Source organism: Arthrobacter sp. NPDC057013, assembly GCF_042674585.1.
Lineage (GTDB): Bacteria > Actinomycetota > Actinomycetes > Actinomycetales > Micrococcaceae > Arthrobacter.
Genome location: NZ_JBHUSE010000020.1, coordinates 23833 through 49159 on the forward strand (window position 1 = coordinate 23833; position 25327 = coordinate 49159).

General features: G+C 59.7%; 27 protein-coding genes and 1 tRNA gene. 8 read left to right on the plus strand and 20 right to left on the minus strand.

The genetic code is table 11. The features are described from left to right. The first annotated feature begins 607 nt into the window (after window positions 1-607). Window positions 608-2341, plus strand: coding sequence for an ATP-dependent endonuclease (locus ACFTSA_RS19810; protein WP_377953477.1), 1734 nt, complete (start codon window positions 608-610; stop codon window positions 2339-2341). A gap of 266 nt (window positions 2342-2607) precedes the next feature. On the opposite strand, the gene ACFTSA_RS19815 is transcribed toward ACFTSA_RS19810, so the two are convergent. From ACFTSA_RS19815 to ACFTSA_RS19850, 8 genes are all read right to left on the minus strand, one after another. Then, entirely contained in the window at window positions 2608-3117 is a 510-nt protein-coding gene (locus ACFTSA_RS19815) for a single-stranded DNA-binding protein (protein ID WP_377953478.1), read from the minus strand. Window positions 3118-3177: 60 nt separating this feature from the next. Beyond that, window positions 3178-4335 (minus strand): ArdC-like ssDNA-binding domain-containing protein, encoded by a 1158-nt coding sequence (locus ACFTSA_RS19820; protein ID WP_377953480.1) that lies wholly within the window; start codon window positions 4333-4335, stop codon window positions 3178-3180. A gap of 88 nt (window positions 4336-4423) precedes the next feature. Beyond that, window positions 4424-4933 (minus strand): hypothetical protein, encoded by a 510-nt coding sequence (locus tag ACFTSA_RS19825; protein ID WP_377953481.1) that lies wholly within the window; start codon window positions 4931-4933, stop codon window positions 4424-4426. Beyond that, window positions 4923-6731 carry a TraM recognition domain-containing protein gene (locus ACFTSA_RS19830; protein ID WP_377953483.1) on the minus strand — a complete coding sequence of 603 codons (1809 nt, stop codon included), beginning with the start codon at window positions 6729-6731 and terminating at the stop codon, window positions 4923-4925. Before ACFTSA_RS19830 ends, ACFTSA_RS19825 begins: the two co-directional genes overlap by 11 nt. 9 nt (window positions 6732-6740) lie before the next feature. Then, window positions 6741-7955: an ATP-binding protein gene (locus ACFTSA_RS19835; RefSeq protein ID WP_377953485.1), complete on the minus strand. Its 1215-nt coding sequence runs from the start codon at window positions 7953-7955 to the stop codon at window positions 6741-6743. Window positions 7956-8188: 233 nt separating this feature from the next. Further along, entirely contained in the window at window positions 8189-9694 is a 1506-nt protein-coding gene (locus tag ACFTSA_RS19840) for an SCO6880 family protein (protein ID WP_377953487.1), read from the minus strand. Beyond that, window positions 9687-11090: a hypothetical protein gene (locus ACFTSA_RS19845; RefSeq protein ID WP_377953488.1), complete on the minus strand. Its 1404-nt coding sequence runs from the start codon at window positions 11088-11090 to the stop codon at window positions 9687-9689. Before ACFTSA_RS19845 ends, ACFTSA_RS19840 begins: the two co-directional genes overlap by 8 nt. Before the next feature lie 6 nt (window positions 11091-11096). Then, window positions 11097-11384 (minus strand): hypothetical protein, encoded by a 288-nt coding sequence (locus ACFTSA_RS19850; RefSeq protein WP_056345693.1) that lies wholly within the window; start codon window positions 11382-11384, stop codon window positions 11097-11099. Between the two features lie 744 nt (window positions 11385-12128). On the opposite strand from ACFTSA_RS19850, the gene ACFTSA_RS19855 reads away from it, so the two are divergent. Together ACFTSA_RS19855 and ACFTSA_RS19860 are read left to right on the plus strand one after the other, a co-directional pair. Then, window positions 12129-12413 (plus strand): hypothetical protein, encoded by a 285-nt coding sequence (locus ACFTSA_RS19855; RefSeq protein WP_377953489.1) that lies wholly within the window; start codon window positions 12129-12131, stop codon window positions 12411-12413. Between the two features lie 492 nt (window positions 12414-12905). Beyond that, complete coding sequence (locus tag ACFTSA_RS19860) at window positions 12906-13298, plus strand: hypothetical protein (protein WP_377953490.1); 393 nt, start codon at window positions 12906-12908, stop codon at window positions 13296-13298. Between the two features lie 312 nt (window positions 13299-13610). Here the strand turns inward: ACFTSA_RS19860 and ACFTSA_RS19865 are convergent, their stop codons facing one another. The 8 genes from ACFTSA_RS19865 to ACFTSA_RS19900 form a co-directional block, all read right to left on the minus strand. Next, a complete protein-coding gene (locus ACFTSA_RS19865; RefSeq protein ID WP_377953491.1) occupies window positions 13611-14318 on the minus strand; it encodes a hypothetical protein in 708 nt (235 codons plus the stop codon). Beyond that, on the minus strand, window positions 14318-14875 hold the full coding sequence (locus tag ACFTSA_RS19870) for a hypothetical protein (protein ID WP_377953493.1): 558 nt from the start codon (window positions 14873-14875) through the stop codon (window positions 14318-14320). The genes ACFTSA_RS19865 and ACFTSA_RS19870 overlap by 1 nt, the downstream gene beginning before the upstream one ends. Window positions 14876-14907: 32 nt before the next feature. Next, window positions 14908-15723: an ETEC_3214 domain-containing protein gene (locus ACFTSA_RS19875; RefSeq protein WP_377953494.1), complete on the minus strand. Its 816-nt coding sequence runs from the start codon at window positions 15721-15723 to the stop codon at window positions 14908-14910. An 8-nt stretch (window positions 15724-15731) separates the two neighbouring features. After that, on the minus strand, window positions 15732-16487 hold the full coding sequence (locus tag ACFTSA_RS19880; RefSeq protein WP_377953495.1) for a hypothetical protein: 756 nt from the start codon (window positions 16485-16487) through the stop codon (window positions 15732-15734). A gap of 188 nt (window positions 16488-16675) precedes the next feature. Then, the gene (locus ACFTSA_RS19885; RefSeq protein WP_377953496.1) at window positions 16676-17719 is read right to left on the minus strand and encodes a hypothetical protein; all 1044 of its coding nucleotides are present in this window, start codon (window positions 17717-17719) and stop codon (window positions 16676-16678) included. 176 nt (window positions 17720-17895) lie between these two features. Next, window positions 17896-18678: a C40 family peptidase gene (locus ACFTSA_RS19890; RefSeq protein ID WP_377953497.1), complete on the minus strand. Its 783-nt coding sequence runs from the start codon at window positions 18676-18678 to the stop codon at window positions 17896-17898. Between the two features lie 332 nt (window positions 18679-19010). Next, the gene (locus ACFTSA_RS19895; RefSeq protein ID WP_377953498.1) at window positions 19011-19247 is read right to left on the minus strand and encodes a hypothetical protein; all 237 of its coding nucleotides are present in this window, start codon (window positions 19245-19247) and stop codon (window positions 19011-19013) included. A gap of 525 nt (window positions 19248-19772) precedes the next feature. Beyond that, window positions 19773-20687, minus strand: coding sequence for an RNA polymerase sigma factor (locus tag ACFTSA_RS19900; protein WP_377953499.1), 915 nt, complete (start codon window positions 20685-20687; stop codon window positions 19773-19775). Window positions 20688-20871: 184 nt separating this feature from the next. Between ACFTSA_RS19900 and ACFTSA_RS19905 the strand changes: the two genes are divergently transcribed. Further along, complete coding sequence (locus ACFTSA_RS19905; RefSeq protein ID WP_377953501.1) at window positions 20872-21195, plus strand: ArsR/SmtB family transcription factor; 324 nt, start codon at window positions 20872-20874, stop codon at window positions 21193-21195. Here the strand turns inward: ACFTSA_RS19905 and ACFTSA_RS19910 are convergent. Both ACFTSA_RS19910 and ACFTSA_RS19915 read right to left on the minus strand, forming a co-directional pair. Continuing rightward, on the minus strand, window positions 21149-21652 hold the full coding sequence (locus tag ACFTSA_RS19910; RefSeq protein WP_377953502.1) for a hypothetical protein: 504 nt from the start codon (window positions 21650-21652) through the stop codon (window positions 21149-21151). The two genes, ACFTSA_RS19905 and ACFTSA_RS19910, sit on opposite strands and share 47 nt — an antisense overlap. A 40-nt stretch (window positions 21653-21692) precedes the next feature. Beyond that, complete coding sequence (locus ACFTSA_RS19915; protein WP_377953503.1) at window positions 21693-22034, minus strand: hypothetical protein; 342 nt, start codon at window positions 22032-22034, stop codon at window positions 21693-21695. Window positions 22035-22218: 184 nt separating this feature from the next. Here ACFTSA_RS19915 and ACFTSA_RS19920 point away from each other — a divergent pair, with 184 nt between their 5' ends. The 3 genes from ACFTSA_RS19920 (at window position 22219) to ACFTSA_RS19930 (ending at window position 23176) form a co-directional block, all read left to right on the plus strand. Continuing rightward, window positions 22219-22479, plus strand: a complete 261-nt coding sequence (locus tag ACFTSA_RS19920) for an ArsR family transcriptional regulator (RefSeq protein ID WP_377953557.1) — start codon at window positions 22219-22221, stop codon at window positions 22477-22479. A gap of 44 nt (window positions 22480-22523) precedes the next feature. Then, on the plus strand, window positions 22524-22739 hold the full coding sequence (locus ACFTSA_RS19925) for a helix-turn-helix domain-containing protein (RefSeq protein WP_076797906.1): 216 nt from the start codon (window positions 22524-22526) through the stop codon (window positions 22737-22739). A 191-nt stretch (window positions 22740-22930) separates the two neighbouring features. After that, on the plus strand, window positions 22931-23176 hold the full coding sequence (locus ACFTSA_RS19930; RefSeq protein ID WP_377953505.1) for a hypothetical protein: 246 nt from the start codon (window positions 22931-22933) through the stop codon (window positions 23174-23176). Between the two features lie 18 nt (window positions 23177-23194). On the opposite strand, the gene ACFTSA_RS19935 is transcribed toward ACFTSA_RS19930, so the two are convergent. Both ACFTSA_RS19935 and ACFTSA_RS19940 read right to left on the minus strand, forming a co-directional pair. After that, entirely contained in the window at window positions 23195-24325 is a 1131-nt protein-coding gene (locus tag ACFTSA_RS19935; protein ID WP_377953507.1) for a tyrosine-type recombinase/integrase, read from the minus strand. 88 nt (window positions 24326-24413) lie between these two features. Continuing rightward, window positions 24414-24495 (minus strand) — tRNA-Leu (locus ACFTSA_RS19940). A gap of 206 nt (window positions 24496-24701) precedes the next feature. Here ACFTSA_RS19940 and ACFTSA_RS19945 point away from each other — a divergent pair. After that, window positions 24702-25307 (plus strand): ANTAR domain-containing response regulator, encoded by a 606-nt coding sequence (locus tag ACFTSA_RS19945; protein ID WP_003800911.1) that lies wholly within the window; start codon window positions 24702-24704, stop codon window positions 25305-25307. Window positions 25308-25327 lie beyond the last annotated feature (20 nt).

Here is a 25327-nt window from a genome sequence, read left to right on the forward strand (position 1 = left end):
TTTGGCCGGGAACAGTTCTACTAATCGCTCCAGATCCGGCTCAAGTTATGCCAGGCGCCCCTTGGCCGCCCGTATACTTCATCCATTCTGCTGAATACTTTTCATGGGCTCCGGCAGCTGGTCGGGCTTAGGCCTACCACTCGTTTGTGCCCAGCAGGCTATGTCGCCCGGCTCGGCCGTAGCAGACCAACCGGATCCGGCCAAGAATGAACCGTTACGTCCTTTGCTGACGCCCTGCGCAGCCTCCCGAAAATGTCACTGCCACGCGCATACAATTCTCGAAAGTACGTGCATGACAGATCAACTCTGCACGGCATTGGGGACCATCCCTGCGGCAGCAGGTGAGCAGATCGGCCAAAGTGGGAGCGCTCCAGTGCCCGCAGTTAGGGGAAAGTGGAAACGCTGGCCAGCAACGACAAGGCCCACATGGCTTGGAATGTCGTCTACAATCTGCGGGTACTGATGAACCAGCCAAATTCGTATTGAACGGATCCACACCTATTAGGATTCGCGGGTCGTTACTGCCGAGGCGCTAAACCTTGGTCGCCTCCGTTCTCGTCTGCCCTTCAGTTCCTGTGAGAAATAGATGTCCTATGAAAGATCAAAAATGATTAAGTCCTTACGACTCAAAATGTTCAAGGGTTTCAAGTCCTATACCGTCTCCTTTTCGGGAAGCGCGCTACTTCTCGGCCCCAATAATGCCGGAAAAAGCACCCTCATTGCCGCAATAAGGCTTTGCAATGAGGCAGCACGATTTGCTACGAGAAATCGCCCACAGGAGTACTTCTCAATTGATGGAAGGACGGTGGCCGGCTACTTTCTGGGGAAAATTAAAACCGACTCGTTTAACCTGGAGAACGTACGGCATGAGTTTAGCGATGATAGCGAATCCAGACTCGAGTTACGTTATACGTCTGGCGCTGTTCTTAGAATTGTTTGGCCTGAAGACGACCCGCCGTTCTTCTGGCTCGACCATAAAGGCAGCCACGTGCAGACAGCCGCCGCAGCCAAGGCCTTGGTACCAACAATTGGTATTGTCCCAACTTTGACACCCCTGGAACGTAATGAAAAACGATTGACCACGTTCCACCTGAAGGGACACCTGGAGACGCGCCTGTCCAGCCGCCACTTCAGGAATCACCTCGTCGCGTCACAGGCTAACGATCTTGCCGAGCATCGTGAACTGATTACGTTCCTGCTAACAAACACTCCCGAGATCACTTCATTGGAGCTCATGGCACGCCGCGTGGACGGAGAAGACTGGCTCGACGTCTTCTACATGGACGGCGTCAGTCGCACGGAAAAAGAAATTTTTTGGGCTGGTGATGGCATTCAGATCTGGCTTCAACTGCTCTTTCACCTGTGGCGCAGCCGGAAGTGCGCATCCATACTTCTAGATGAGCCTGACGTATTTCTTCACCCTGATTTGCAACGTCGATTGGTCCGTGTAGTTGAGGAGACCAACCAGCAGGTGATCATGTCGTCCCATGCAGCGGAAGTGGCTTCTGAGGCTCAGCCGTCATCACTCGTTTGGATCGAGCGCACGGCAGCAGCTGCGGTCCGCACATCGAGCCAAAATGGGTTGGGGGTGATTGCCGATGGATTGGGTAGTTCCTTCAACCTTTCAATGGCTCGGGCTCTCAAGGCAAGAAATGCTCTCTTCGTCGAGGGCCTGGACATGAAGATACTTCGAGTCATCGCCGAGCGCCTCGGGTGTACCGGACTGGCAATGGAGCGTACCCTGGCCATCATTCCCATCGGCGGCTTCAGTCGGTGGCCGAGCGTTGAGTCCTTTGCCTGGCTTTCCTCCCACTATATGGGTGGCAACATAAATATTCGCTTGATCCTCGATAGAGACTACCGTCAGCGCGCTGAATGCGAGAAGATCGAAAGCGATCTCCTCGCATCTGGCGTCAAAGCACACGTTTGGCGTAAGAAGGAGTTGGAGAGTTACCTCATCGCCCCACGGTTAATTTCTGCCCTAACCAAGCTGGGCCTAGCCGCCGTTACTGACGAGTTGGAAGCAATCACCGCGGGCTTTTTTGATGATGTGTTTGGGCAGTATTCATCAAGTGTTGCCAAGACCCTTCCGACACATCACGACGAATCAACAAAGATAACGACGGCACTTCGGGATTTCCGAACCCTGTGGGAGACCAACTTGGATCAACGTCTAAGCATGCTACCGCCGAAGGATCTAATCACGGCTTGGAATCGGCGTTCTCCGGTCACAAAGTTTCCAGTGTTGACTGCACGGAAGCTCGCTGCTGCCGTGACCTCTGAAAACTTGGACTGGGAGATGGTTCAGCTTCTTACGGACATCGAAGCCGAACTTGGGTAACAAACGAAGCGCCTTTGCGGACCCTCCGGCCGGGCTCGATTCGACAGGTCTTCTTGGTCTGGCATCACGCCCTTTGTTGCAGCGCTGCAAGCTAATGTCTTTGCGCAAAAGCTGAATCGGCAGGCAGTTGGGCTGCCCGCCGATTCATTCGTCCAACGATCACACGTATCTACGGGGCGGTTTAAGCGCTTTCCTCGACCTCCCCGCGATGTCCGTCCCGATCCGGGAAAACACCACCGAGAGCTAAGGGGACCTCGGCCACCTGCCTAGAAACTGATCTGATTCCCTGCCGCTTGGCTTTTATGAGGCAGAAACACCGGAGGCTTCAACGAGACGTTGTACGCTGGCGCCACAGATTCGACAGCTGCCGCCTCGACACCAGTTTGAACTTCCGGAGAGGCCACCACGCCCGCCGCATGCGACGTACGCTGGTACGCCGCGGTGCCGAATCGCAGATCTGGTCCGATGGTATCGGCGACGATACGGCGAGCCTCGCGGCGTTCGCCGTCCTTCTCGTACGAACGGAACTCCAACTCACCGGCGACGGTGACCGGGTCACCCTTCTTCAGCGAAGTCGCTGCATTCTCCGCCAGCGTTCGAAAGGCCGAGACGTTGTGGAAGACGGGCTCTCCGTCCTGCCATGTGCCGTCCGCCCCCTGGATTCGCTGATTGACAGCGACCCTCAGTTTGGCGTGCGCCACCCCGCTTTCACCAACGGTGAGCTCAGGGTCGGCAACGAGGTTGCCCGCGATATTGATTGGGATCTTGGTGCCCATTTACTTCTCCTTTCAGGAACCAGCAGGACTCTCCCGCCGGACAGATAAACGCAGTCGACGTCAGGGCCCAGCCATCACCGGCCCGTCGGTCGACGCCGGCCGACCCATCCCGACGTAAGTCGCCGTCGGGTCTAGCCGAGGGTCCGCCTCGACGGCCGTGATCTTGCCGCCGAATCCCGGCGGGTGCGTGATTTCGAGAATTCCCTTGCTGGCGGCAGTTACTCGGCCCAGTACCGACTTCGCGATGTCCGCACGGGATCCAGGAAGCTTGCTGGTCGCCTCTTGAGACACCGCATCCTTCTCCGCGTCGAGGACGGCATCAGCCCAGCCAGCCAGGTAGGTCGCCGATTGGGGGCCTCGGTCGATTCCATGGGCCTTCAGCACCGTGTACGCCACTGATTCGGCTTCAACCTCGGCCAGTCCACGGTGGTCGGCACTGCTCCCGTAGAGGCGTCCCAGCCTGTCATCGGGCCCATGAAGCAGCACGTGCCCGAGCTCATGTGCGAGGACCGCTGTCCGCTCCTCAGAGCTTAGCCAAGCACCAACCTGTACCCGGTGTTCGGCGAAATCCGTGAAGCCACTGGTCAGCCCATACTGCGCTTCCGTGACGTCGACCTTGAATCCATGACTTCTCGCCACAGCTTCCAGAGAACTCCATAGTTCAGCGGCATCAGCCCCGGAGCCGAGACCCCGCGGCACCAGCAGCGGAGTGCCCTGCGTCTGCGACACATCGAAGACTGCCTGGCCGCGCCAACCAGTGATGACCGTCTTCTTTCCTTCGTCGATGGCTCCGCGTGGCAGCTGCCCGTCCGTAGGGATGCGCTGCCGCGTACCGTCGGGAAGCGTCACCTGCTGCACTCGCGCCGTGCATGGAGCGATCACCCAGAGTGCGTGCTCGCCTCTCGTCACCATACGGCCGTGGCGGGCCCACTCCTTGTACCCAGCAACAAGGGTGGGTTCTTCGGTGCCGCGCTGGGCCATCTGCATCATGAGCAGTGCGACGTTGCCGCCCGAGTATCGCCACAAAGTTGACGAGGCGTTAAGGAGAACCTGCCAGTGCGAAGGGGACTCCACAGCTTTCTCCAGGATCCTGTGGAGCCCCTCGGTCAAAGTGGAGATGCGCTCTTCCGGTGTCATACGCGTAGTGCCGGCCTCATCGGTGCCGTGCGCGACATCGGCGGCAATGGCGCTCCATGCGTCTTCAGGTCTAGGGGCCACGACAGCCGCCTTCCTTGCTCCTTGGGAATCCGCCGGAACCTCTTTGCGGATACCAATTCATGTCCTCGGCTGCGCCAGCAGCATGACTTCAGAACTCGTCGACGAGCTGGTGGGCGGCCGCCTGCCACTCGATAAACTCCGGCGTGTCCGTCAGGAGGATTCTCGGCGCCGGGTCCTTATGAGCCTGCAGCCCGACACAACCGGCAGTCCTGGTATGAGTCCGCAGACGTTCGACGGCGTGGGGCAGCCTTTCGTGAAAGGCCAGGGGTCCGAAACCAGAATCGTCACTGGCGTATGAGGCCAGTTCCGCCCGATGGAGTGCATAGAGTTCGGCCACGATCTCGGAGTGTCGCCACCAGCAGTCCGGTACTACCGACGTCGTCAGGTGATAGGTGGCTACGAGCCATCGCACCCAGACCGCCAGAGCGGTCCACACGCTTCGGGCTTGCTCAGGGGTCAACTCACGCCAGCGATAGGTTACGCCGGCTGCCCGGCTAGGTGGGCGGAACGCAGAGCGGAAGAGCTCCGCGGTCAGCTCGTCGTCTTCCGCTCCGGCTGACGGAATCTCAAAGCGTTCGACGTCGTCACTACTGATCATCGTTCACCTCACCAGCACCTTGCTGTCGCAAAATATGACCGTCCGCCAGCGCCTGTTCGACCTCCCGTTTGGAGCGACCAAGCTCTGCGGCGTCCTTGCGCTTATGCCATTCCCTCAGATCCAAGAGGATCGGGCGGCTTCGTCGGCCGAGCATGAGCGCCGTGCCTGCCGGTAGGCGACGGATCTCATGGAGCGGCAGGACCGGGCTTTCTCGGATTTGTTCTCCGTCCTGACGCCCCTGCGCGGACCAGGATCGGGTGTTGAGAGTGATGCTCCGCTCCCCCAGCAGTCCAGCGAGGGACCGCAGGTCACGTTCGTCGGAGCCCCCTCCGAAAATCACCTTGATGATGGCGGAGTCCCAGATAGTGGCCGCCTCATCGACGGACCAGCCGGTCCGTGCCTGGGAGAGCGACTGCAGGACAACAAGAGTGGAGATTCCGATGCCACCGCCATCAGAAAGAACGATGGGCAGCCCAGGCCACGGAGCCAGGTTGGCGATCTCATCCAGAATTAGGGACAAAGGCGGGTCCAGCCTCCCTCCCGGGGCAACGAACGCCATCTCGCGGGCAGCGTTGTCGATGTCATCGATCAAGGCTGAAAGATATGGCCCCGCCGCTGCGGCTCCCGCCCGGGTGCCGATCAGATAGAGAGTGCCGCGGTCCCGAATGAACTCCTTGGGGTCGAATTCCTCAGATTTGTCCTGGGGATCCAGGGCGGCGAGCACTTTCGGCGAGGAAAGCGGGGCGACGGCGGCCGAGACACCGATCCACGAGTTGGAAGTGTTCCTCGGGTCGTCCTCGAGAATGCCCATCAAATCTGCCTGCCAGCCCAGTGCTGCTTCCTTGCGGCTGAGGATTTCGAGTGCTTCCCGTGCCAGCACCGGGCTGGACGACCAGCGGCGAAATGCCCGGACTCCTTCCCCAGACAAAGCGGCGGCATGCAGAAGGCACTGCAGGATGATCAGCGAGCGCTTCTGCCACGCGGCATTCTCGCCCTTCATCTCTGTGTCCGCGGTGATGACGAGGGCGCGGCGGGTAGCTATGTCAGGGTTTTCGCATCCGCGGACAGGCGACCAGCGGAGGGTTGACGGCAGACCCGACATGCTTTGCGGGTCGAAAACAGTAACCGGCCGCCCGCCGGTAGAACGGGCCCTCATGGTGACAGCCAGATTGTCCGCGCGTGTGGATGTCGTCACCACAGCCCCGGGCGCATCGAGGATTGCATTGATAATCACGTAGAGGCCCTTGCCTGAGCGGGGAGCTCCCTGGATGACCATCGACTCCTCGGTGGAGACATGGATCGTGACGCCGCGGGATCGGCCCAGCGTCCAGGCCACGTCCTGAGTCCGTGGTTTGGCCAGTCCCGGCCTTGTAACCTTTCCCCGTCGTCGAACAGCCCTGCTTCCGAAGTCCTGCTGAATTTCTGCTCGGCGGGCGATTCCTTCGCGGTTCAGGATGTCCAGACGCAGCCAAGCGCCTGATTGCTTCCACCTCCGCCACAGCACAACAGACCCCACGGCGAGCGCAGCCAAGGTGAGAAGCACTGGCCCAACGATCCACCAGATGGCTCCGGTCCCGACGTCGCACTGCCTCGGCTCAGGGATGATCCACTCGATCCGGCCGGCAAAGAGCCCGACGACGGCGGCAGGGTTGAACGGCGACGGCCGAACGCTGCCGCAGCGCCAAGTCGTAGCAAGATTTGCAGCGCCCTGGACCAGATAGCAGAGACAGATGTAGCCGGCCGCGGCAACAAGTCCGGCGGTAAGGAGAGGGTTTTCGGTACCTCGACGGGTAGTCATGGGATGGCCTCAGAGCATCCGGGCGTCGGTGCCGAATACTTTCAACTCATCGGTCGTGACCCGGTTAGCCACAATGAAGGACCGGTTACCAACCTTCCAGAGCCCAACGCCCTTGGGGAGGTTCTCGACGTGCTCGCATTCAGCCTCGGACAGCCCAAGGGCTTCCTTGGTCAAACGCATGGCATCGTGCTTTTGCCGGTAGATGATCCTGGTATCTGCTTCAGTCAGCAGGCCGAGGGCTTTCTGTCGGTGACCGCTGGTGCTGTCGCCGATTTCATTGAGGTCAGCCACCTTGTGCATGATGAGCAGATTCGCAATGCCGTACGTGCGTGCCAGGCGCCACTGTTCACTCATTTTGGCGAGCATGTAGGGGTCTGCCAGCATTCGCCAGCCTTCGTCGTAGACCACCAGGCGCTTCCCACCGTCGGGGTTGGTGACGGCCGCCTCGAGCCATGTGGCACCGCACGCGGCCGCGAGCGCCAGTGCTTGCTCCGAAGCGCCGATAAGTGCCGAAGTGTCCATCACCATCATGGGTGCGTCGGCGTCGAAGGCAACGGTGGAGGGAGCGTCAAACATTCCCTCTAAGTCGCCGGAGACGGTCCGCCGGAGAGAGTGAGCGACTGCCAGGCCTCCGTCCTTGCCAACCAGCCCGCTGGTTTCCTTGGACGGACTCAGCAGGTGGTCCAGCACCATCGGCAAAGTCGGATTCGAATTCTCGGCGACGGTCTCGGTCAGCGCCATGTCCAGGGCGGTGTGCTCCACGGGCCGCAGCGGCATACCCTGCCGCATCAGAGAGACCAGAGCCACCAGCAGGTAGCGGCGGCGTTGACGGACCACAGCCTGCCACTGTGCCTCGCTCAGGGCGCTGGACCGCGGGCCGGCGTCGAGGGGATTTACGCGGGCTGGCCGACCCGGGCCGACTGATATGACCTTGCCGCCGACCGCGTTGGCGACTGCAACCCATTCGCCCTTGGGGTCGGAGGCGACGGCGGCTTTCCGACCAAGGGTTATGGACCGGGCCACCAAGGACTTTCCGCACATGGACTTCCCCGTCCCCACCGTGCCGATGACGACAATCGAGGGGCCACTGATTACCCCCTTGTCGTAGAGGATCCATGGATCGTAGGAAAACGCACCCGAGCCGAAAACGTCTGTACCGATGTACGTTCCCTCGTGCCCGAGTCCTGATTCGGTGATAAACGGGTAGGCAGCTGCGAAAGTCATGGTGGATGCCCGGTGTGGAGCAGGGCGCAGGCGATGTGGACCGCGGAGGGACTTCGGTTCTCGGCTCCCCCAGTCGCCGCCGGGCTCCGTCCTGTCCAGCCGGGCGCCAAGCTTCTCGCTGAAGCTCTGGATGAGAGCTTTGGAGGCCGGGCTTGCGTTGGTGTCCCGTGGCCGCCGTTCCCTCTGCCGCTTCGCGCCCGATGGCATGTACTGAACAGCCTGCGTTGCGCGCTTCATCGTAGACCCCGCCCGAACGGGAGCGCCCCCGCCACGAACGCTGCCCACTGCTGGCCAGCGAGCAGCCGCAATTCAACGAAGGCTCCCGCGGCGGCCGACTCCAGTTCTTGCCTGTGCCGCGCGAGATCTTCCATCGTCGATCCGGTGATCGTCACGTACGCGGCTGGCCGCACATCTCCGTGGCCGGCCACAATCTCTTCTTCGCGCTGTGCGACTTCTTCCTCCTCTGCCGTCTGCTCGCGGGTAAGTGGTCTGTCGAAGCGCGTGTTGATCCGCCGTCGGGTCTCATGGGCTTCCTGGGCAGAACGAATGTCGCGGAGTGCTTCGGTTGTCGGCACAGTCCGAATCACTTCGGTCACCGTATGGCGGAATTCACCGACGTAGATAAGCGGGTGGAGAAAGCCCGGAAAGACTTTCTGTCGCGGCCATTCGGCTATCCAGAAGGTTTGGTGAAAGCCGGTGTCCGTCCGCACATAAGTCCAGTGCTCCTCCACCGCGATGGGCGCAGCGAGGACACTGGAAGCCGTGGGCTCCGGCTCGCTCTGACCCTCCGGTTCCGTTAGAGCGCCGGCTTGCTGCCTGTCCATGGTTGCTGCGGATGCTGGATCAAAGGCGGCTCGAACGATGTTGAGAAGGCCTGCCTCCGGCAGCCACTGGTCGACGCTGACGCTGTGTGTTCCCAAGGCGGTAGTCATAGCCTCAACTTCCAGCCGCAGTACCCGTTCGACGCCGAGGACTCCCCCGCCTGCCTCCCGTATCCGACGTCGGGCTTTGGCAGTGTCCACAACAATCGTTAGCAATAGCTCATGACTCATGGCGGAACCAGCCGCAGCGATCAAATCCTCGTAAGAGCGCTCGCCCCAGGTGCGTACGTCGGAGTGATCGGTTTGCCGTCTGACGGTGCCTTCGTAGAAGTCCCGAAGGGCCGTGGATGGATATGGGACCGTGTAGTCCTGGACGGCGATCCTTGCGACGCAGCCCCGTTGGGCCAGTCCTGCCTGTACCCGAGACCATGCCTGCACGGCCCAGGCTTTATCATCGCCGTCCATGAGTGCGAATGACTTGGTGCTGCAGCGCAGGACGGCTATCGCCTCCTTGCCGCGGGAGTCCACAATGAACGACTCACCGCGGGAAGCGCGGCGCAATTCCAGGTTCCCCAACCCGCCTGGAAGCGCCAGTCGCCCAGCAAGGACAGGCTGCTCCGGACGCATCAGGTAGCGGGTCTGTTTGGCGGCCAACCTGTAGAAGAACAGCACGGCATGGCTGATCCACACGGGGTAGGGAATCCGCGAGTACTGCAGTAATCCGAGAAGTATCAGAACCATCCACAGCGGCCCGGAGGTAAAGAGGCCAACAGGTCCACGCACTGCCGAAGCCACACTGCCCACGAGAACACCGGCCGCGAGCAGGAGCAGTTGGTACCACTTCAGACCCATGAACAGGCCTCGGCGCTCGTACCGGGGGAACTTGACGGGTTCAAGAGTTCGAGAGTTTTCAGACATGGGTATCACTGTCAATCGGAGGCTTGGCCGTGGTTTGGGGGCGGATGAGAGAAGGCGGCGCAGCCGCCTCTGGGGAGGCAGCGGCGGCGACAGGGGCCTTCGAAGCCGGGGACTGCCGAGATTCCCTTATGGCACTAGCCGGCGTTCCATTGCCGGACGGTTCCGGGCTCCAGCCCGGCTCAGTAACCCCGGTTCGCGCTCGCGGAAACGATGCACCGTGAGGCGACGTATCGCCGTCGAGCATCAAAGCCGAGGTGTTCCCGCCGGAAGTGCGGGACGGCGTAGCGCCCATCAGTTGTCGGGGCAGCGGCACTCTTGGCGGCAGCGCCCGGGTGGGAAACTGCGGCCGGCTCGACTGAACCGGCCGGGTTACGGCGGAGCGGCTCGCCAACGCAGCCAGGGTGAAGCGACCGCCTGTTTGGCGGCTGATCTGCCGGGCAGCAAAACCGGAGCTTCGGGAAAGGACGTGGCCGCCACCAGCAGTTTGCGCAGCAGCTGCCAACTCGCCACCAGCGAAACTCACGAGGCGCAGAGCCATTAGCGGTGCGCCGCAGGCCAAAGCCATGCCAACGACGCCGGCGGCAAGTCCGGCGAAAGACTTTGATTCGGCAAAAAGCTTGATGGCCACGGCTAGCACCGTCGCTGCGAGCGGCTTGGCAATCAGCAACGCCACCACAATCTCGCCCCACCGCCGCGCCCACGATTGCGTCTTCTCCCAGGGCATCAGCATGAGAGCCACGGGTGCGACGGCCGCGAGCAGGATGAGAGCGAAGGAGCGAAAGATCATCGAACACATCAGGATGAAGGCCAGAATCCAGACAACGATGACTGCCATCGCCGTCACGACCACGGCACCCCCAGCGCCCCCACTTGTCCCGGGGGCCAATGAGACAACGTTCCACTCTCTGCCCAAGTCTGCCGGAGCCTTCTCGAAGCCGAAGAGCCGCATGAACAGGACGTAGGGGTCGGTAGCCAAGGAGTCCAGGAGCGCGGTTGCGGCCAAATCTCCGACTTTCGCGAGCTCCCGGACCAGGTAAACAGCGCCCGCCACCATGGGAACCGCCGCGGCACCGCCAACCAAGGCCCGGATCAGACGGCGGGGCTGCTGGCTGATCAGTCCGGACAACAACTGGAGGATCATGGCAATGACGAGCGGTGTCATCATGACGACGACCCACCAGTTCGTCAGCCCCTTGACGGAGTCCCACTGGGAATCGTCAATGTCACAGGCCCCGAACGCACCAGTGATGAACGACCAGATCCAGGAAGCGACGTTCTCGAGAATGTCGGCGAAGAACGCCGTAATGGAACTCTGGACGCCGTCGTTCGCCTGAGAGACGAGACCGCAGCCGGGCGGCCACCATCCATTCAGATCACATTCAACCGGCATGACCAAGTGGGCCTAAAATCCGAGCGGGAACGCCGTCTGGGACCAGAGGATGTAGCCGTTGATGCCGCCCAAAATGGCAGCTACGGGTCCAGTCCAGAGCAGGATCATGCCGCCGCCTGAAGCCAACCGGGAGGACTGGCTCAGCTTGCCGGCGAGGAGCATGGCAGCTCCGATGATCGCCACGATCGCGATGACGACGAAGGCTCCAACCAGGATGCCGCCGCCGATCTGTTTGAGTGACTCAAGGAAGGGAAAATCAGCGTTTGGGGTGATGCCTGGATCCACCGCTGCGAGAAACATTGCACGCTCCGTCTGTCGACTTCCATGGGATGAGCAGATTGGCTCACAGGTTCATGGAGAAGTTGGGACGAGGCAGCATGACCAATCGGATCATGTCTACTGAGCAATTGAGTCTGTTGAGGGCCGACAGCGACGGCGGCACAAGGACCAGCTGGAGCCGTAGCGGCGCCTGAAGTTGTCGAATACCTAGTCACGGCCGTGACACAGCCTTGGCCCCCCAGCCCAGGCACATGCCTTCCGTGAACTGAACCGAGCGACCAAGGCTTCACTTGCCGAAATCGGACTGCGTCGGTGGCTCCGCGCGCCGGCGGGACAGACTCTGCCCTGCACGGGGTTACTTCAACGCTTCCAAACCCGACGTTCATATTTCGGTGTCGGCAAGAAAAGTGGTTTACATTCCACGCCTCTTGCACCATAACGCAGGGAAGAGAATACCCGTGCACATCAGGCGGGCCGCCATCTTGATCTTGTCCATCAGTTCAGCAACCTGGTCTGCCGCTTCCTGCTCGTGCCTGATGGTCGTCCGCGAGCTAAACCCATAATTCTCCGCATAGCATCGCCATCAAGGGCAGTCACAGCCTCCACGTCCATCTTTGCTGACGCTGGGACAGATAGAACCGGGCGAGTCCGCTGTGTCGCAGTGGATTATCACGCCAGATGTCGGGGGGAAACAAGATGACTACAGTCCCTATCGCCATAACTAGGGCACCATCGCATTCGAACGTATGTTCTATACTTGATGGTGTGATCAAGGGTGGAGCTCCGAAAGACATCGAGCGCATGATGGCGCGGATGGATGCCGACAAGACCCGTCCGATTGATGACCCGGCGCCCGTACGAGACTTCCCCAAGTACGGGCGCCCCTTGGTCTACGTCAGCGGCATCTACGGTAAGGCGGTTGCCTGGACGCACACTTATGGACTGATTGAGTGGCTTGATTCATCTGGCGGCTACCACTTGGGTTGGGCGCAGGCTTCAAACATCAAGCGAGTGACGCCGGAAGAGTGGAAGGGTAGTAGCAAGCTATGAAAGGGACGGCTCTCGGTAGCCGTCCCTTTGCGCGTTGTATCGAGGTCTCTAAGCCACAGCACCCATCTCTTTGATCGCCGCTATCAGTCCCTTCAGTTCCCGGTCACGGAATGCACACTCCGCGTATACGACACCCTTGGTGAAGTCGTGATCCTTCCGCCGTTTCACCGAAGATAGCCGCCCAACTGTCTATCTTCTTCTCGCTGAGGACATCCCTTATGTAGGCGTAGGTAGGTTCCTAATCGAGCGGAGGCCGGCTGCCCTCACTCACTACTGTTCCTCTGAGAACACCCCGGTGCACAGCGCATCTCGCCCCGGTGCTTGCTAAGGATGGCGATCGTCACCTGATCAGACTCATCAAACAAGCCATCGATGCACTTTTGCAGTTCGTGGTTGTCCGCAGGGTCGTGCTCTGACATTTCTGCCTTGCAGATTATCCTCGCGCGTCAGGGCGTCAATAGGAATGTCATCCTGCTGATGTAGTCTCAACCGGTGAGCGAAGAGGTGGAAGAACGGCACAAGTCCAAGCCGTGGCAATGGCCTGGCGCATGGATGCGGGATGAGAAGTTCTGGAAAGACGTCGCCAGCCGCACGGCATCGGGTCTCCTGGTCGTCATCATAGGTCTGCTTTATGCAGGAGCAGCCGGCTACATCACGCAGCCGGATGTACGAGGCTTCCTTATTGGCTTCGCCGTCGTCGCCCTTGGCTGGACCGTAGTTTTTCTGGTGATCGGTCGATGGATTGCGCCATACCTAAGCAAATCGATATCGGGTAAAGACAAGCAAGGCATCGCCTATGGCATAGGCGCAGCGGTCTTCCTTGTGGCCTTCTGTGTGTTCATGGTGTTCGTCGCCATAGTCATAGGTACGATCGCCGGACATTGAACAGCACGCCTTCTCCCGCGCCACTAGTAGGGCCGGACCATTCTTATGTGTCCGCCAACGCTCACGGCTCCTCAGCCGGCATGCCAGTAACGATCTGTTCCAACGAAGACTTCGCAATAGTTCAAGTGCTCGGTAAGTCGGGCCGGTCGAATATGTAGTCACGGTAGAGATGCAGGGATTCAATCTCGTCAGCTTCGTAAAAAAGTCCACCGATTGTAGTTCGGTTTCTTTGCGGGTGAAGAATAAACGAGCTCCTACTTCCATTGCTCGTCTATCGGCGCACAAGTAAGCTAGACCACGCCGAGATAGAGCCTACTTCTCATCCCGGAATACCTTGCGACCCGAGGCCTGGCGCCATATAACGTGATCCAGGCGATTAGCTGCCACCGGATACAACTCGGCTCCTGCCATAATCATATCGGCGGTCTGACTCGGTGTTGCATCCCGAGTAATGCCCGCCTGCTTCTTCACGAAGCGGATAACCATCCGGTCCGGCTTCACGGACGGATAGCCAGCGAGAATAAGTAGGTAGTTGAACGTAACGCCTGACTTTTGGCTGGGCAACTGCAACCAGACTCTTTTTAGCTCAGGTAGATGCCTGTCTTCTTCGTACTGTGCCCGCAAATCCTGCATGGTTCTGATGCCCATTCCATGGAGGGCAATAGCAGCTTGATGAACGACTTCCGCCTTCAAAAGGGCCCCTGGACGTGTATGAGCCTTGTTGTGGTTTTCCACCAACTTGGCGAACTCGTTGCTGCCCCCAGCCTTTTTGATGACATTCATGAGCTCAAACGTGCCATCTTGGGCGGCGTCGCCACCGTTCAGTTGACGATGTGAAGAGTAGCGCCTAACGACATTCTCGACGGCCTGATACCTAGGACCAGTGGACCAAAGAGAATCAATGACGCAAAGTGCCAGGCTGTCAGGGTAACCGTTAGCCGTTATCCAAGTAGATGGGTCGCCGAAGATAGCGCGACACGCCTTTGTTAGTCGCTCTACTTCAGCAGTGAAGTCCGTCATCATTTCCTAGGCCAGAGCACGTCACGCTCGCCATTGGGGCCTTGGTCACTGACGTATCCCTGCTGTTCCAAGAGCGTGAGCAGGTGCTCTACAGTTGCATAACTCACCCCCAACTCTTCGCGCAGTACTCGACGCGAAACCACTTGGTCGCGAACCACAATGTCGGATGCCTTGGTGAAGAGCGCAATATCTACCGGATCGGTAGGCTCTGTTGAGGCAGGGGTGGGGGTCACCCTTCCTGCTATCTTGTAGCCTTCCTCGTGGTTTTTGGCGATAAGGTCGGTCTGCTGCTGTGTAAGCGAGTTCTGACGCTTGAGCAGCGCGGTCTGGTATTGGGAATTCTTGGCCGTTACTTTGACGTCTCGGGCTACTTTTTCCGACCTCGATCGGAAACCAATGAGTCCCCCCGTAAGGCCGATACTGAGCGTCTTGCGAATGATCCCCACGTAGTTCTCCTTGGTCTCCGAGCGTAAAGGAAAGAATACATCCTGACCGTTCCCGCGCTGATGAACGCTATCTTTGTCGTCGTCATCCAGACTGCTCAGGGGGAGTACCAACAGAGGATGTCTACGGACCGCCGTTACTCGCCTTACCGCTGAGCCAGCTTGCGACGCTGTTTGGTCCTCTTCTTGAGCCACTTCTTGCGCTCAGCAGAAGCACCACGCAGAGGGGCAACAAAGTCCCTGTTAACGACGGGCCACGCTGCCGCTCCTCCCTCTAAATCGGGGACGCCAGCACCGTAACCATAAAATGTATTGATAGTCGTGGCCTTACGGACTTCGCTTAATTTTTCGGCATCTCCTGTCGGAAGTGCATGTCTCGCAAACGGGCCCGAAGCTACTACGCTTTGGCCACTTGGTTTATAGTCGCCAATGCCTTCCTGATTGTGCATAAAGACGAAAGTTTGGTACAGCGAAGGTCGTCCAAAATAGGCGCTCTCAGCATAGGCATAGGTGGCCGCGCCCTGTTCTTCGTACACACCGTTGGGACGCTCCACCGCGTCCGCAAAGGTTGAATGCCCTAGCGTTCCGTCTACCAGTCCAAACGTGAGGTCACGCAGTTTCATTTTGAACTTACGATCAGTCACCGTGATCGACCAAGAGAGGACTGCTCCGTTATCAACCAGAGCAACTATCCAGGCGTGATTAGTCATGAACATGTAATGGACACCATTTTCTATGGTGTACGACCTACTCTGCATGATCGGCACACCAAAGAGCGACCGTAGGTGATCATCCGTCACACCGATAGCCATCTTGGCCAACCGTCGCTTCAACTCTCTACGACTGCCGCCGCTACGGGCCCACCAAGCGCGTACTGCTGCTGCAAACGGAACAGCGGCAGCCACTCCAGCAAAAACAGTCGCCCACAGCCCCACGGCGTTCCAAAAGGATGCGTCAAGCATGCCAGCCTCTACTGACCCTCTACGCTGTTCTCTTTAGCGATTTCTGCCGCACGCCGCGCTCTCCATTGCCGGGCTGCTTCAAGCTTCTTGGCGTCCTTGGCATCACCGTCCCGTGAGAATACTTTGAGACCGCCTTGAATTTCACTCCACTGCTTTTGGTTCTTGCTGATGTCACGCAAAGCTCGGGCGGCATGGTGGACGCCCAGGATCTCGGTGTAGATACGAGACTTGTAGACGTTCAGGTCAATGATGACATCGCTACTCTGTGCTTCCCCATCGAGGCCTTCGTACCCCACCACCCCCTTGTACGTCGTTGGTAGGTCATCCCTATCAGCCCGGACGTTGGTAATGTCAAAAAGCGTGCGCCACTCCTGCCCTGGAGCCAGGAAGGAGATAACCTCAGGGATCTCAACCAGCTCGACGCCGCCGTTGTCGTCCGTACGGTTCAGTGCCGGCTCGAACGTGAGGCGAATATGGCGACCAGCCGTCTGCCCAAAGTTCTTCACTACGAGATCGAGGATGTGTGATCCTACGGCGTTCTCTTCCAGGAACGCAACAACGTATGGCTGGGACTTTTCTCGCTCCAGCCTCTTTGTTTGTTCACGCGCCGACTCCGCTTCCTTCAGTTGGCCCTTGGCAATCCACAGTGCGGCCGCAGCGATGAAGAACGTCAGGAGGGAGGCCAAAGCTCCAATCCAGTCAGTAACACTGGGACCGTTGTCTTGGATGGCTCGTACCAGCTCATCGAGTTGCTCATCAGTCATGCGAGGGAATGTCCCTGTCTTCAATTTCCTTCCCCACATCAGGGAAGGCGCCTAGGAATGAGTTCCAGCGGAGTGTACTTGGGCTGCGTTCGTTGATGGCGGAGTCGGCATCATGGGTGAACGTGCATGCCGGCTCGTCGTCCCATGACTCAACAAAAGTGGCCCCGTCAGCGGCGGGCCCGTGAATATCAGGCATGAACCCACCGCCCGGGATGATTGAAGCTCCACTGTCCCAGCAATAGCTCATACTTGTTGCCGGTGCTGTAAGTATCCGTGGCATCCTCGTTTCGCCTCAGGGAGGCCTCCACTCTCAGCGGTTTGAAAGCGTGCAACACGTCAAGCTCGATCTCGAAGGCGACAGTTTGAGCCGTTTCAAACCAAAGGGCGTCATCAGGATCGATTTGAACCTGGACATCCAGGGACACAGCCCCAGGACCACTGATCGATACTCCGTCATAGTTCGGAGCAACTGCTGTTAGGTCTCGCGAGCCCTGGAGCGAGGTTGCTTTTCTGCTTTGTCGTACTTTGAGAGGAAAGCTTTCTCCCTCTGCAATTACCCGGCCACGCATGCTGTAAGCCGGGAAGGTCACTAGATCTTTGCCGTCGTGCTCGACGTAAATACGCAGTGACCCAAATGAGAAGAGCTCTCTCGCACGCTCCCGAATGACGCTTCCGGTGACAGGGTTCACGCCTCCGGGAAGCGCGAGGTGATCTTCGACAGTTAGTCCCGCTTCTAGGACGACAGCGTGTGGCACTCTGACCGTCGGGATCAGAAGGCGAAGCAACTCGTCGCGACGAGCAGTCCTGGTTCGGGTACCTTCGCGCATCGGTACCTCAAGGTTGGGGCTCTGTTGGCCGGTTTTCACTACGTAAGGAGCACGATCCGACGCGAAGGCGACTGCTATTACCTGTGACCCGTCATCTCCCACGTGAATAGGCAGATGCCGAATCATTTCAGGCGGAGTCTGATCAAACTTAGGCATGATCTGGCTCCACCAGTCCGCAACTTCCGTAGCGCTCACGTCAAAGATCTCACCGGAGCTTTCATCGATGCCGATGATGTAGATAACCGGATCGCCGCCAGCGCGATTAAGGCTTCCTGCCAGCTGGCGAACCTTCTCTTCCTTCGGCCAATCGCGTTTGCACTCTACGAAATCATGTTCGACGGACTTCCCCGACCGGATCTGCTCTACGGCAGTAAGAACTCTTGCTTCAAGGTCGATGGCGCGCATGTAGCAACGCTATCTAACAGGCCTGACATTTTCCGTGCTGACGTTACTGACCGCAGACGTGGTGTGTCCTTGATTTGACGTCTCGTCTAGGAACAGATCATCCCAGTACGACGGTGATACCCCAGGCTACTGACAGTAACTGCGTTCCCATTAACCGCGGGATGTCGGAAGCATAGTCACGTCAGCAGATCGAAGTATGCCGTATCGGTGTTCCAGGAAACTGGATGGAGCAGAGTTCCCACGGCGGGATTGAGGGCGCTGTACATTTTGCCGTCGCCTGCGTAAATGCCCACGTGTCCCCAGTTGTTCGGCCCCTGCGCGTTCTGGACGACCAAATCACCCGGCTGTGGAGCTCGAGTCCTCACGCCCACCCTCCACTGCTCGACGCGCGGCAAATTGATTCCTGCCTGCCGGTAGATCCATTGCACGTAGCCGGAGCAGTCCCATGCTTTGAACGCCGTTCCGCCCCAAACGTACTTGCCCCCGAGACCTTCCTGAGTGAACCGCAGTATGTCCTTTCGGATCTGACTGAGATGCGCGTGCTGTAGGGCCTGCGTCGAGGCGTCGGGCGCCTCGACGCAGCTACTTGTGGCCACACCGTCGCTGAGCCAGTCGACAATGGCGGAGGCTTGACGCTCCCACCGGGCATACAGCTCAGGAAACGCTGAAACCTGGACCGCCTGTGCAGCCTGACCTTTACTCATAAACTGCCAGCCCGGAATGTCCAGCAACCCTTGAGGGCTGCCGTGATTCGGCCCATTCGGACCGCCATAGAACGCTCGGACGTTGTATGTCGGGTCCATTAGCTGCTCGACACTCCCCCAGCCGGCCGCTGGACGTTGCTGGGCGGTGCCAAGGGAATCGTGGTCGCTGCCAACGCCGTCATGCGGGAAGCGAAGCGATGCAGGAACGTTCGAGTTGGCCAAGACCCTAAGGCTCGACTCCTGCAGTGCCATCATGATCGCAACGATTTGGCCATCTCGGGACACCCCCAACTGTGTGCCGACGGATATGTACTTCCGTGCAACGGCGGCTTGGCGGGCGGACAGCCCGGCTGGCGCCTCACTGCCAGGAACGATGTTCACAGGGACTGGATCTTCGGTGGCCAAGCCGCCGCTCAGGCCTTCTGGCCTGCAAGCTGGCGCCGCACTCACACCATCTATGCCAAATACCGCCACGCACGCGGAAAACGCAAAAGCACCCACCATAACAAGGGCTGTAGCTGCGGCCACAAACGCCCGTAGAATCACACGGCGCTTGGCCAAGGACGCAAGCAAGGCTGGTGCCGGCATCAGTAGACGATCCTGCTCGCAGCAGCGTAGAAGCCCACCACAACGCAGTGATCAACGGGTGCTGTATCAGCGGGCGGACAGTTCATCATGACGCTGACCGGCGCTGTGTACGTATTGCGAGAAGAACTCGTCTGGTCCAGGACCCGCAGGGATACGGTGCACACGTGCAGTCCTGCCCACGGCGCCGGCCGCTCCCGCACCTTGGCCAGCTCGACGTCGCAGCGAAGATACTGCACGACCGCGCTCCGGCGCGCGTGTTGCCCAGCCAAAGCGGCGTAGCTTCCAGCATTGATCCCGGTCGCTTCGAACTCCTGCACAAAGACCGCAAGTGGGTTGGATCCGTCCGGCAGCACGTTCCACCAACTGCGGAGCCTGGAGTAGACCTCAGAGTATGATGCCGCCCGCGTATCCCATGTATAGATCGCCTTCGCGGTTGCCGAGGCTAGCTTGCGATAGTCGACAGTTCGGGGTTTTGCCGGCACTGTGCTGCTCGTGATGGAAGGCTCCGTCGCCGGCGCTTCTGCCTGCAGGGGTTTCGTCGGCGCTAGGGATGCCGGCACCGTCGGCGACGACGAGGCAGGCTGGGTTGCAGGCACCTCCACAGGACGTGAAAGAACGAATACGACTGCGGCCAGCGTCAGGAGGGCGATGACGATGAACCACCATCGACGCCTGCCGGATCCGGGGAGCGAGCTTATCCGCGATAACCACATTCCTGCCTCCTCACCTACTCATGGCAGGACGACTAACCAGGGACATGATCAGTCAACGCCTTGCATCCCAGCCCGGATAATCCTCCAGGCGGCCTGATACAGCCGGCGTGCGAAACCGATCTGAACTGCCACATAGCGCTCAGTCACGCCAAGCTCCGCGGCCAGTGCTGCCAAAGCCGTGGTTCGTGCTGGTCCACGCACCCCCGGGCGGACAATCGCGGCAGCGGTTCGGCGGAGCACCACTGTGGGCAGGCACGCTGCCGCCTGCTCGCACAGCTGGCCGATGTTGCAGACCGCCTCCGGCTCAACCTCGAGCGCCTTTTCAACGGTCCGGGCCGTCTGGCGCACGACTGTGGCCGCATGCCACCGTCGGCGATCTTGCGGCGACGGTGGACCGTATCGGCGTGGTCCACCAATGCTGCCGAGGGCGAGTTCCCAATCTTTCGCTGACACGCTAGTCCGGGTCAGTTCAATAATCGTTCGTGCCCACTCTTGGTCGACGATTTTCTCACAACTCCGGCCCCCCGCCCGGTCCATTCCAAGGAGCACGGCAGCGTCCAGAGACGCCGTTCCGTCGCAGGCCGCAGGATCACCGAGTAGTGGGTAGGTCTTATGGCTCATCTCCCAGCGGATGTGAGCGGCGCACATGTTCGTGCAGATCCCCTGGACCCACGCGCCGAACGGAACGCCGGGGAGCTGGCGATAGCGACCCCGAGCTACTCCGTCCCACACGGCGACTCTAATGTCTTGCAGTACGTCGTCCGCATCGAAGGCCCGGCCTATGCGGCCTAGGTGCGAAACGACATAGCCGCGCACGCTTTCAACGGCGACCATTATCTGATCCACCGGTACCGCAGCTGCAGCGGCTTCCGGGGCCCTGCGCAGGGAAACATCGACGTCAATCTTGATTTCATGATCTTGCCAGGCTTGATCTGCCCTGGTTTCGACTCGCATGGTCTTCACCGCTTTGCGTAGACGATCCAATAAGTTCCGGCGCCCAGCGAGTCCGGCGCCTCCGCTGTGGTGGCAAATGATCAGGGCCAACCACGACCACAAAGAGACTACGGAAACTATTGTCAAAGATATCTAAAGTAACGTCAAGACTGCGCGACTTACTTTTCTAGCGACCTTCGATAAGAATGGTCCTATGCCTAGGATTACGCAGCCTCACGACGACGCCTGGTCCGCCGACGTCGAGGCTGCCGTGGCCACGTTCGGCAACAGAGCACGGAACGAGATCCTGCGCTACCTTTCAGCGCATGGCCCGGCAACCAGGGGGGATATCGTGGCGGCGGTCAGCGCCGGCGAGCCAAGCGTCGCAAAGCACCTGCTTGCGCTTGAGGACACTGGCGCCGTTGTGGTTGACGTAGAACCCGGAAGACGACACGGCAGGTCACCCCGGTATTCAGCAAACCCAGCACGGATCAAGGAACTTCTGGCTGCCCACCTTGAGTATCTTCTGGAGGACTAGCGGCAGCTTGCTCGACTTCGGGATGCCGCCCAATGTCCTTGTTCAGATATTCAGAGATAGCCCTCAACGTCTCAGGCGATACGTCGCCCAGGGTTCGGGCGGCGAAGGACTTCACACGGGCCGCCCGCAGGGACTTAACGAATTCAAGCTGCGAATCAATGCGCTCGGGCAGCTCGGTGTCGTTCCCGAGCAGATACGAGGGGTCGACCTTGAAGATGCTGCACAACCCCGCGAGCAAAGCCGGGTCCCTGACCAGGCGGCCGGTTCCCTCTTTCATATAGAACCATCGTGCACGGGACAACTTGATGCCCCTATCCGCGAGTTCGGCCTGGACTTCCCTGAACGTCAAGGGCTTGCCCCGTTCGGCAACCGCAGCATCGAGCAGCAGATTCAGCCGACGTGCCAGCTGGGCCTGCGGGGACGGCGCATCACCACGCCCAGGCTCGGCACCCCACATTGGCCCCTCCTCGATCAGCAACCGGGGACCGCGGTGACTGTCAGTACCCGCGGCTCCCCTCCGCCCCAGTATTCCCTGAGTCATTCGAGTCGGCAATCAACTGGTCGATCCGGGCATCCAGGTAAGACACCAGCACGAAACCGGCCGACGGCGCGGCTGGTACGTCGCGGATTCCCGGACCAGCCAGATCCTGGCAAATCTGTAGAACAGCCTGCGGCAGCACGCGGTGAACATCCAGCTGAAAGCAAACTTCCGTAAGGACGTCCCTCAGCGCCCGCAGCAGCTCCACCTGCTCTCCAAGTGAACCGCACTGCCAGTAGCGATCAGCGTGGAGGATTCTGGCCGCCTCCAAAAAGGCTGTGATCTGCGGATGGTCCTGCATGTCGTACCCCTCACCCGTCGGGAGGCATGCCGCCGCCCGACTATTCGATTCTGCTGAGGATCATTTCCACGGCGCGCCTCTTCCAACATGATTGCGTCGAGAGTAACCTGCTGCTGTAGACCCGCCTACAGCAGCAGGTTCCCGCAAATTCTTGGGTTGTGGTCTCTCCATGTCGAACATCCTGATGAACCGGACGCGAAGCCAAATCATCCGTTTCCTCCTGCGGAACGGCCCATCAACCTGCGGTCAGATTGGTACTGGGCTTCGCGCGTCACCATCCACAATTCGCCGACAACTGTTGCTCCTGCGGCGAGCCGGCTTGGTGCAGCACTCGGCCAGTCAGTTCGACGCTTTGCCCGAGCAAGTCCAGCGGCAGGTTGAAGCCCTCGCAGAAAGCTTCACCGGCACCGTCATGCCGCCCGCTGGTTCTTCCCCCATGAACTAGGAACCGAGCTGGCCATCGTGCTGGCAAGCACGACGGAGACACTTATGACCTCACTTCCAGAACGCAGTCACAACACCGAAGCCGCGGATGAAACATGGCTGACTCCCAAGGAAATCTGCGCGCAGCTACAGATCCCTGAGCAGACCTTCTACCAGTGGCGCGCCAAGCACGTCGGGCCACGAGCGTATCGAATCGGCCGGCACCTTCGAATCAACCGCAGCGACTTTGTCGCCTGGCTCGCCCTGCACGCCGAGGAATAGATCTCGAACCCTGGACGATGAACAGCGGGCCCAAGGCCCGAGGAACATGGTCGCACCTCACGGCGCCCCCGGGACCGCAAGCAAACCCTCCCTTCGACAATCCGGTCATGCAGCCGGCGATTACTTGCTCTATGAGCTAGTGCTGAACATACAGGGGGCAACGCCGCCATCGACGAAGGGACCGAAGCAGCATGAAACTCGAATTCTTCGAACCTGCCGAGGCTGCTTCAGTCCTCAAGTGTTCCGAGGCGTGGCTCCGCGACGGGGCCACCAAGGGCGAGTTCCCCCATTCAGTCTGGGGCAAGGGGAAGATCGTGTTTACCTCGGTCCACCTGAAAGAGATTGCCCAGTTGCGCGAAGTCCGACGCACCGCTCAGACGCCATCATCCGTCCGGGTCATTGGCAGCCGAGCGCAGGCACGCCAGAAATCCTCGTAACTGCGCGGGCGAGCCAAGTTAGCTGCGCCAGATCACGGCGGATCTCTCTACAGCGTCAGCGGCATCCTGGAGAGCTTGCGGCATCAGGTGGCCGTAGACCTGCTCCGTGGTACGGGTGGATGCGTGCCCCAGACGCCTGGACACGGTGAACAGGGAGACGCCGTCCTGGATCAGCCAGGACGCATGTGTGTGGCGCAGATCGTGAATACGCGGAGACTTGGTCAGTCCGCGGGCTTGCGCAGCATCCACTGCAGGGACCCAATAGTGATGCCAATAGAGCTTGTGAATGATCCTCTCGCCCTTGGGGGTCGTGAAGAGCAGATCCGTCCCGGGGCGGCTGGCCACCATTGGGACGAGGATGTCCACCAGCTGAGGATTGAGCGAAACCGTCCGCTTCCCTGCACCCGTCTTGGTCGCGCCGATGTAGTACTCCGAATTCGTGCCGCGTTTCCATGCTTTATTGATCCGGATCGTCGCCGGCTTGGACAGGAGGTCGACGTCCGCCACAGTTACGGCAGTTGCCTCTCCAAAGCGGAGTCCCGTCATCACCAGGAATTCTGTAAATGCCTTGTACCGTTCCCCCATGCACTCAAGGATGAGCCCGAATTCCGCATGCGTCAGGAACCGGGCCTCGTCCTCCGCCTTCTCGCTAGACGGAAGCTGAACACGCTGGCATGGGTTGTCCTTCCGGTAGCGCAGCATCACAGCCGTCTCCATGGCCCCATAGATCAGGGCATGGTTGTTCTTGATCGTCTTAGGCGACCTGCCCTTGGCCTGCATCGACTTGATCCAATGAGTTACGTGCCGATAGTCAAGCTTGTCGACTGGGATGTGCCCTATGACGTCGGCGATATGCAGCTTGAGCATCGTTTGATACGTGTGGACCGTCCCTACGGACGGTCGCACCAGCAAATCGATGTGTTCTTGAATGACGGCCGCGACAGTTGGGGCTTTGGTCTGGTTCTTGACCATCGCATGCTGCGCGATTTCGAAGGATTGCTCGTTCGCGTCCAGAAGCCGCTTCAGGGTTTGGGCTTCAGCGGCGGTCGAGAAGGTGATTCCTTCTTGCTTCTTCGTTTTCGGGTTGCGCCAACGGACTGTGAACGAGGTCGATCCGTCTGCTTTTTTGCGCTCCCAAATGCTGGCCATGGGCAAAATTTTAGGCCCGGTGTGCACAGAAAACGAGCTTTTGTGCACACCCTCCGCCGGAAACATGCCCTGACCTGCGCAAATACTGTGCCCGAGGTGGGACTCGAACCCACACACCTTTCGATACCGCATTTTGAGTGCGGCGCGTCTGCCAATTCCGCCACTCGGGCGCGGAGTACATGGAGTAACAATCGTAGGCTCACAGCGAAGTGTGATCAACGCAGCCACTACCAGTGCGCGGAATTACTCTACATGCAGATAGGCTAAAACCCAGAATCGCGCCACCGCCGTCGCAACAAGCCATGCCGATCCAAGTACAAGCGCGGGGCCCAACTAAGATGGTCATAGTCCCGCCGTACCTTTTCAAGGAGATCCCGTGTCAGAACCGACGGAGTCAAACAAAACGTCCCAGCCGGCGCGCCGCGTCGTCGTGGCCGAAGACGAAACCCTCATCCGCCTGGACATCATCGAAATCCTGCGCGGCGAAGGCTATGACGTCATCGGCGAGGCCGACAACGGCGAGAAGGCCGTGCAGCTGGCCGAGGAGCTCAAGCCGGACCTGGTCCTCATGGACGTCAAGATGCCCGTCATGGACGGCATCTCCGCAGCCGAGAAGATCGTCAAGGCACGCATCGCCCCCGTGGTCCTGCTGACGGCCTTCAGCCAGAAGGAACTCGTGGAGCGCGCCCGCGACGCCGGCGCGATGGCCTACGTGGTGAAGCCGTTCACCCCGGCCGACCTGATCCCCGCCCTGGAGATCGCGCTGTCCCGCCACGAGGAGATCAAAGCCCTCGAATCCGAGGTCACCGACCTGCAGGAGCAGTTCGCCACCCGCAAGCTCGTGGAACGCGCCAAGAGCCTGCTGACCACCAAGATGGGCCTGACGGAGCCGGAAGCCTTCCGCTGGATCCAGAAGACCTCGATGGACCGCCGCCTCAGCATGCGCGAAGTGGCCGAGACCATCATCAACCAGGTCAACTAGCGCCGAAAAAGCAGCAGAAC